This window comes from Streptomyces sp. UW30, from assembly GCF_008042075.1.
Taxonomy (GTDB): Bacteria; Actinomycetota; Actinomycetes; order Streptomycetales; family Streptomycetaceae; genus Streptomyces.
Map to the genome: position 1 here is coordinate 950,499 of NZ_RDBN01000037.1, position 7,000 is coordinate 957,498.

At 70.4% G+C, this 7,000-nt stretch carries 8 protein-coding genes; 4 read left to right on the top strand and 4 right to left on the bottom strand.

From position 1 onward, the window contains the following. Positions 1–288 precede the first annotated feature (288 nt). On the bottom strand, positions 289–1,824 hold the full coding sequence (locus EAO75_RS22975; protein WP_147996937.1) for a DUF4331 domain-containing protein: 1,536 nt from the start codon (positions 1,822–1,824) through the stop codon (positions 289–291). A gap of 209 nt (positions 1,825–2,033) precedes the next feature. Here EAO75_RS22975 and EAO75_RS22980 point away from each other — a divergent pair, with 209 nt between their 5' ends. The 3 genes from EAO75_RS22980 to EAO75_RS22990 all read left to right on the top strand — a co-directional run bounded on the left by EAO75_RS22980 (position 2,034) and on the right by EAO75_RS22990 (position 3,787). Continuing rightward, positions 2,034–2,576 (top strand): sigma-70 family RNA polymerase sigma factor, encoded by a 543-nt coding sequence (locus EAO75_RS22980; protein WP_147996938.1) that lies wholly within the window; start codon positions 2,034–2,036, stop codon positions 2,574–2,576. Beyond that, positions 2,573–3,391 carry an anti-sigma factor domain-containing protein gene (locus EAO75_RS22985; RefSeq protein ID WP_147996939.1) on the top strand — a complete coding sequence of 273 codons (819 nt, stop codon included), beginning with the start codon at positions 2,573–2,575 and terminating at the stop codon, positions 3,389–3,391. The genes EAO75_RS22980 and EAO75_RS22985 overlap by 4 nt, the downstream gene beginning before the upstream one ends. 126 nt (positions 3,392–3,517) lie before the next feature. Further along, entirely contained in the window at positions 3,518–3,787 is a 270-nt protein-coding gene (locus EAO75_RS22990) for a hypothetical protein (RefSeq protein WP_147996940.1), read from the top strand. A gap of 242 nt (positions 3,788–4,029) precedes the next feature. Here EAO75_RS22990 and EAO75_RS22995 read toward each other — a convergent pair whose 3' ends face one another. Both EAO75_RS22995 and EAO75_RS23000 read right to left on the bottom strand, forming a co-directional pair. Beyond that, a complete protein-coding gene (locus EAO75_RS22995; RefSeq protein WP_147996941.1) occupies positions 4,030–4,812 on the bottom strand; it encodes an ABC transporter permease in 783 nt (260 codons plus the stop codon). After that, entirely contained in the window at positions 4,809–5,747 is a 939-nt protein-coding gene (locus EAO75_RS23000; protein WP_147996942.1) for an ATP-binding cassette domain-containing protein, read from the bottom strand. Before EAO75_RS23000 ends, EAO75_RS22995 begins: the two co-directional genes overlap by 4 nt. 63 nt (positions 5,748–5,810) lie before the next feature. Here EAO75_RS23000 and EAO75_RS23005 point away from each other — a divergent pair, with 63 nt between their 5' ends. Beyond that, positions 5,811–6,527 carry a TetR/AcrR family transcriptional regulator C-terminal domain-containing protein gene (locus EAO75_RS23005; RefSeq protein WP_147996943.1) on the top strand — a complete coding sequence of 239 codons (717 nt, stop codon included), beginning with the start codon at positions 5,811–5,813 and terminating at the stop codon, positions 6,525–6,527. A 34-nt stretch (positions 6,528–6,561) separates the two neighbouring features. Here the strand turns inward: EAO75_RS23005 and EAO75_RS23010 are convergent. Continuing rightward, positions 6,562–7,000: type ISP restriction/modification enzyme (locus tag EAO75_RS23010; protein WP_315987268.1), on the bottom strand; the 439-nt coding region annotated here is incomplete at its 5' end.

The following is a 7,000-nucleotide window of genomic DNA, read 5'->3' on the forward strand; positions in this document are numbered from 1 at the left end:
CCCTCCTCCAGGGGCTCTGCCCCTTCGACCCCGCCAGGGGGCTGCGCCCCCTGGACCCCCATCGGCCTGAACGGCCTCGTCCTCAAACGCCGGACGGGCCGGCTGATGCCGGCCGGCGTTGAGAGGTCACCCCGGTTCTCCTCGTTGTCCGGCGCGCTGTCGTTCGTACCCGGGGCCATGCCCTCTCCTCGATCGGCTGTCCAGCAACGTTCGTGGTCGCGTGCTGCGGCGCGGCCCGCGCCGTGGGGGATGAGTACTTCGCGGGCCGCGCCAGTCAGTGGGCGGTTCCTAGTACGCCCGGTCCCGCATCCGGCGCCACCACATCAGGGCACCGCCGATCAGCAGGATTCCCAGCGCACCGGCGCCCGCCGACCCGGCGATCAGGGCCATGTTGTCGGTGCCGCCGGAGGCGCCGGCGGGCTGGAGCGCGTCGCCGATCTGGCTGCGGACGTCGGTCCCGCTCTCGGTGCCCTTGGCGAGCGGACCGCGCGAACCCTCGGTCGGCAGGGCGACGTAGGGGAAGGCCTTCTCGAAGTCCTTGTCGTTCTTGTCGACCGCGTCGCCCAGGTCGTTCTTGGCGCCCAGCAGTTCACCCTCGACGACCTGGAGGGAGGCGTCGATCACGTCGTCGGTGAGGCGGCGGCCGTTCGGGAAGCCCGCGTTGTCACCGTCGAGGACACCGAGTCGCTTGGGTTCGGCGGTCGGCTTGATGGAGGTGTTGAGGCGCAGTTCCTCCGCCGGACGCACGTGCGGCGGCTGGTTGAGGCCCTTGACGCCCTTGAGGAAGACGTCGACCAGGTCGTTGCGCGGCTCGTCGGGCGCCGGGATCTTGTAGATCGCCTCGATGAGCTTCGGCAGCTCGGGGTTGGTGACGTTCTTCAGGAACTGGGCGTCCTCCCAGGGCGCGGACGCGTTGAACTTGTCCTTGTCCTTGATCGGGTTGACGACCTCGTTGACCAGCGGGCTGCCCAGGCGCGAGACCTGCTCGTAGTAGCCCTTGGCGTTCTGCCGCTGGGTCGTCGACCAGATGCCGACGATCGGCTGGTCGGCCGACTCGGCGATCATGTGGGTCGGCACCTGCAGGGCTATGGAGTTGACGTTGTAGCCCTTGAGCGTGTCGTTGCCGACCTCGGAGAGGTTCCCGCCGTAGAGGAGGTCGAAGACCCGCAGGTCCAGGAAGAACGGGTCGTCCGCCTGGCCGGCGAAGGTCGTCGTGCCGCCGTGCAGCTCGTGCACGGCCTGGTCGCGCAGCTTGGCGTAGTCCGGCATGGACGCCTTGCCCACGTTCGACGGCGCCACCGGCACATCGTTGGCGATCTTCGTCTTCGACAGGAGCTTCTGGTTCTTGAGCTTGATGAGCTCGATGTCGTACGTCTGCGTGATGTTGAGGTCGGGGTCGTCCAGACTCTCGACGGCACCCGTGTTGTACAGGAACGTCTTCTTGTTCTTGACGTGCGTGTCGAAGGTGAAGCGGTAGAGCAGCTCGCCCTGCGCGTCACCGTTGTTGTCGATGTGGATGTCGTACTGCGCGTCCTCGGCGAACGGGAAGAAGTTCGGTCCGCCGGCCGGTTCCTCGAAGGGGATCCAGTTCGCGACGATCGTCGTCGTGTCCGGCTTGTCCGGGCTGACGAACGCGTACACGTCCGTGTTGTCGTACTGCGGGGTCCCCGAGATCAGCGGGGCCTCGCGGTGGCTGGAGGCGGAGGCCGCCCCCGGTTCCAGCACGGCGACGCCGGCGGCTGCGAGCCCCCCGGCGGCCAGCGCACCACATACGAGGGTCGCGAGGCCCTTGCGTCCCGCACCGCTCCTGGAATTAGGTGTCATGCCGTCCGTCCTCAGTGCCAACTTGCCTGACGCACCGGGATTCGGAGCCGAGGGCGGCCCGGATTGGTCGATCTCGAAAACAAATTTCGCGGCTGCTCGACCCGCGTTTTCGGCTCTATGATCCGTAACCCCATCCGGAGGTGTGTTCGTTGCGAATACCTCGTGGGACAAGGCGGCCGAGATGCGGCCTGGCTGGAGGGGGAGACGAGTTGGAGGCGGACGAGCTGCTGGTGCTCGTGGCGGGCGGTGACCAGAAGGCCTTCGAGGAGCTGTACGGACTGGTCTCCGGTCCGGTCTACGGGCTCGTGCGGCGTGTGGTGCGCGACCCCGCCCAGTCGGAGGAGGTCTCGCAGGAGGTGCTGCTCGAACTGTGGCGGTCCGCGGCGAAGTTCGACCCGGGCCGGGGCAGCGCCCTGTCCTGGATCCTCACCCTCGCCCACCGACGCGCCGTGGACCGGGTGCGCAGCGCCCGCGCGGCCGGCGAACGCGAGCAGCGCGAGGCCCTGCGCGCGAACCACCCCGCCTTCGACCATGTCGCCGAGGAGGTCGAGGCCGGCCTCGAACGCGAGTGGGTGCGCCGCTGCCTCGAACGCCTCACCGCCCTCCAGCGCCAGTCGGTCACCCTCGCCTATTACGAGGGCTACACGTACCGTGAAGTGGCCGAGCGGCTGTCGCTGCCGCTGGGCACGGTCAAGACCCGCATGCGCGACGGACTCACCCAGCTGCGCAAGTGCCTGGGAGGTGTCGCGTGAGCTTCGTCGACCGCCTGCTGCGCCGCGAGGACCTGCACTCCCTCGCCGCGCCCTACGCCCTCGACGCCCTGGAGCCCGGCGAGCGGCACCGCTTCGAGAAGCACCTGAGGACCTGCGACATCTGCGCCGCCGAGGTACGTGCCCTGTCCGAGGACGCCGTACGCCTCGCCTGGTCGACGGCCGCCGCGCCGCCGGCCGCGATGCGCGACCGGGTCCTGGCCGCCGTACGGTCGACTCCGCAGGAGTCCGCCGGGCGGGAGTCGGCGCGCGCGCATGCGGCGCAGTTGCCGCCGCATGTGTGGGGCGCCCAGCCGCCGCCGCGCACCCGTGCGCCCAGGACGCGCCCCTTGTTCGTGCCGTTCGCCACGGCCACCGCCGCCGCGGCCCTCGTCGTCGCCTCCCTCTTCGCCGTCCAGGCCAATCGGACACAGGATCAGCTGAACGCCCAGCGGGCGCGGGCGAGTGAGATCGCTAACGTTCTGGCGGCCCCCGACGCCCGGGCGAGCACCGGCGAGGACGCCGAGGGCCGGACGATCGGAGTGGTCGCCTCCGCATCGGCGGGGCGCGCCGTCGTCACTCTGAGCGGATACGGCGATCTGTCCGGCGGCCGGGTGCACCAGCTCTGGCTGATGCGCCCCGATGTGCAACCACGCTCCCTCGGCCTTTTCGACGCCGACACGCCCTTGGTCGCGTCCGGTCTCGTCAAGTCGGCGACGTCACTGGCTGTGACCGTCGAGCCGGATGGGGGTTCGCCGCAACCCACCAGCCAGCCAGTTGTCCAACTCGCCCTGAAATCGGTTGGATTCGGAGAGTAATCAGAGACGAGTCGTCAACACCCTTACGGGGAAGGTGAATCCTGTGACCGCGATACACGAGTGCCCCACCGGGGAGATAGGGTTAGCCTGCCCGGGCCGGGTGGACTCGTACGGGTGGGGAGTGACATGGATCAGATAACGATGCGCAGCAGGGCCAGGGTCCCTGCGATCACCTGCGGGAGCAGCGCGACCAGTTCGCGCCTCGACCGCCATCTGTCGGTGCTCGGCGGTCCCGCCGTACCGCAGACGGAGGCGGCCGAAGCGACCTCGCTGATGCGCGAGCTGACCACGCGTGACACCGCTCGCGAGCGCAGCGACCAGGTTGCGCGAGTGCGTCGCGTCTCGCTCTTCGCCCCGCTGCGTCGGCTCCGGCGTTCGCTGTTCGGCGGGCGCTGAGCCGCACCGGCGTTCCTCGCGCGACCGCACGAGGCCCGCGCTCGGCAGCTCGCTCCGGTCCCGGCGCCGTACAGCGCTGTCGCCGCCGTCATCCCCACGGCACGCAGCGGCGCCCCGGAGAGCTACCCGAGCGCGGGCATGTCCCCCAACTCCACCCCGCCCCGTTCACCGGCCCGCGTCCCGTGCGTAACGCCTCTGTCGCGCACGGACGTTGACGAGGCGGTCCCCCCGAGCTCCCGTCCTCACCCCTCGCCGCGCGCGTATCGACGCACGGCGAGGGGCGCGAACACCGCGATCAGCACCGCGCACCACGCCAGCGACCCGGCGACAGGATGGGCGACCGGCCAGGCGGCGCCGTCCGGCACCGGAGCGTTGCCGAAGAGGTCCCGCAGCGCCGTGGTGACCGCGCTGATCGGATTCCACTCGGCCACGGTGCGCAGCCAGCCCGGCAGACCGTCGGTCGGGATGTAGGCATTGGACAGCAGCGGCAGGATGAAGGTCGCCCCGCCGAGCTGGCCGGCGGCCTCCTCGTTCCGGGTGAGCAGCCCCAGGAAGATCCCGATCCACGTCGTCGCGAACCGGAACAGCAGCAACAGCCCCACGGCCCCCGCCGCTTCGAGCGCGGACCCCTCGATCCGCCACCCCACCGCGAGCCCGACCAGCAGGAACGGCACCGTCCCGGCGGCCGTCACTATCAGGTCCGCGGCCGCCTGCCCGAGCGGTACGGCGGCCCGGCTCATCGGCAGCGTCCTCAGGCGGTCCATCACACCGCGGTGGGTGTCCTGGGCGGCCTGGAACATCCCCGTCATGATCCCGTTGGCCGCGGTCGCCACCAGGAGCCCCGGCACCAGGAAGGACCGGTACTCCTCCCCGGGCATCGCGAGCGCACTGCCGAAGACGTAGCCGAAGAACAGCAGCATGGTGATCGGCATGGTCTGGGTCAGGATCAGCAGCCCGGGGTTGTTGCGGATCCGCCGCAGCTGGCGGCCCAGCATCGCGCCGCCGTCGTAGGCCAGGGTGCTCATGCCGCACGCTCCTCGGTGAGTAGCAGGAAGACATCGTCGAGAGTCGGTGGTTTGAGGCTCGCGTCGAGCAACGGCACGCCCGCCGCGTCGAGTTCGCGCACCAGACGGGGCAGGGTGAGTGTGGCGTCCCGGGTGACCGCGGCGACGGCGCGCCGTTCGTGGTCGAACGACGGCTCGGCGCCCGTGAGTTGATCCAGCACGGCCGCCGCCTTCACCATGACGTCCGCCTCGGTGACGACGACCTCGACGTGTGCGCCGATCGACGCCTTGAACTGGGCGGGCGAGCCCCTGTGCGCGACCCGGCCCCGGTCCACCAGGGCGATGTCGTCGGCCAGTTGGTCGGCCTCCTCCAGATACTGCGTGGTCAGCAGCACCGTCGTGCCGTCGGCGGTCAGCTCGCGTACGGCGTCCCAGATCCGGTTGCGGCTGGCCGGGTCGAGGCCGGTCGTGGGCTCGTCCAGGAACAGCACGTCGGGGCGGCGGACGAGGCTCGCCGCGAGGTCGAGGCGGCGGCGCATCCCGCCCGAGTACGTGGACGCCGGCCGGTCGGCCGCCTCGGCCAGTCCGAAGCGGTCCAGGAGCTCGTCGGCCCGCTCGGCCGGCCCGCGCACCCGGTGCAGCCGGGCGAACAGCCGGAGGTTCTCGCGGCCGGTCAGGTCGCCGTCGACCGAGGCGTACTGGCCGGTGACGCCGATGCTGCGGCGCACGGCCGCCGGGTCCCGGAGCAGATCGTGCCCGGCGACCCGGGCCGAGCCGCCGTCCGGTCGCAGGAGCGTGGTGAGGAGCCGTACGGCCGTCGTCTTGCCCGCGCCGTTCGGGCCGAGGAGGCCGCACACGGTGCCCTGCGCGACGGCCAGATCGAGTCCGCGCAGGGCGTGGACCTCGCCGAATCGCTTCTCCAGACCTTCACTAAGTACAGCGTACGTAGAAGTCATGGGTCGACCATAGCGCACTACGTACGGTGTACGTAACTAGGATGGTGGTCGAGGTGATGATCGATGGCGGGCAAGGCGGCCGAACCCCAAGTGATCTGGGCGCGTCCCGAGCGGACCGGGCGTGGCCCCAGGCCCGCGTTCACGCGGGCGGACATCGCGGCCGCGGCGGTACGGATCGCCGACGCCGGTGGGCTGGATGCCGTGTCCATGCGGCATGTCGCGGCCGAGCTGGGCTGCGGGACGATGTCGCTGTACAACTACGTCCCCCGTAAGGAGGACCTGCACGAGCTGATGATCGACGCGGTGGGTGCCGAGCACGACATCCGCGAGCCCTCGGGCGACTGGCGCGCCGACATGATCCGCAACGCGCAGGAGACCCGGGCGATCATGTACCGCCACACCTGGGTGCCGCGGCTGATGTCAGGGGTGTACGGCTTCAGCCCCAACACCCTGCGCTATCTGGAGCACTGCCTGGCCTGTCTCGAACCGCTAGACGTTCGGTACGGCGTGAAGATGGAGCTGGTCGCGCTGCTCAACGGCGTGGTGACGACGTACACCGCCAACGAGATCGCCACCGCCGAGCGCACCCGTGCCATGCCCTGGTCCGAGGAGGAGGAGAACGCGGTCCGTATCGCCTACCTGGGCGGTCAGGTGGCCACCGGCGCCTATCCGCGACTGGCCGCGGCCTTCATGGAGGACAGCGGGCCGATCGATCTGGAGGCGGTGTTCAGGCGGGCGCTCGAACGGGTGCTGGACGCCTTCGACCCCGACCTGCGTTAGCGCTCCGCGGGAAGGGCCGCGCCCCTGAACCTGGTCAGAGCAATGCGAACTGGCCCTCCGGGCCTTCCTCGTGGTGGTCCAGGACCGATGCCGGGCGGCGTGCCGACTCCGGGGCCGGAAGTACGCCTGCCTCGCGCAGCTCCGTTGCCGTGATCGGGGTCTTCACCGTCAACTCGTCCTGCTGCGGCCGGAGTTCCGCCAGCAGGGCCAGGACCGTGATCAGTTCCAGCAGTTCCGATGTCCACGCCTGCGGCCAGGTCGCCGGGCGGATCGCCGCCAGGGTGCCCGGCTCGGGCTCCATGACGCGGGCGGTGAACCACTGCTCCAGGACCTTCGCGCCGGCCACTTCGAAGTCCCAGGCCTGCGGCGGCACGGGGGAGATGCGGCCCTCGTCCAGGTGGAGGGCCTCCTCGTCGCGGTCGTAGCGAAGGTCCTGGAGCAGTGGTTCACCGCCCGCGTCATGGAGCCCGAGC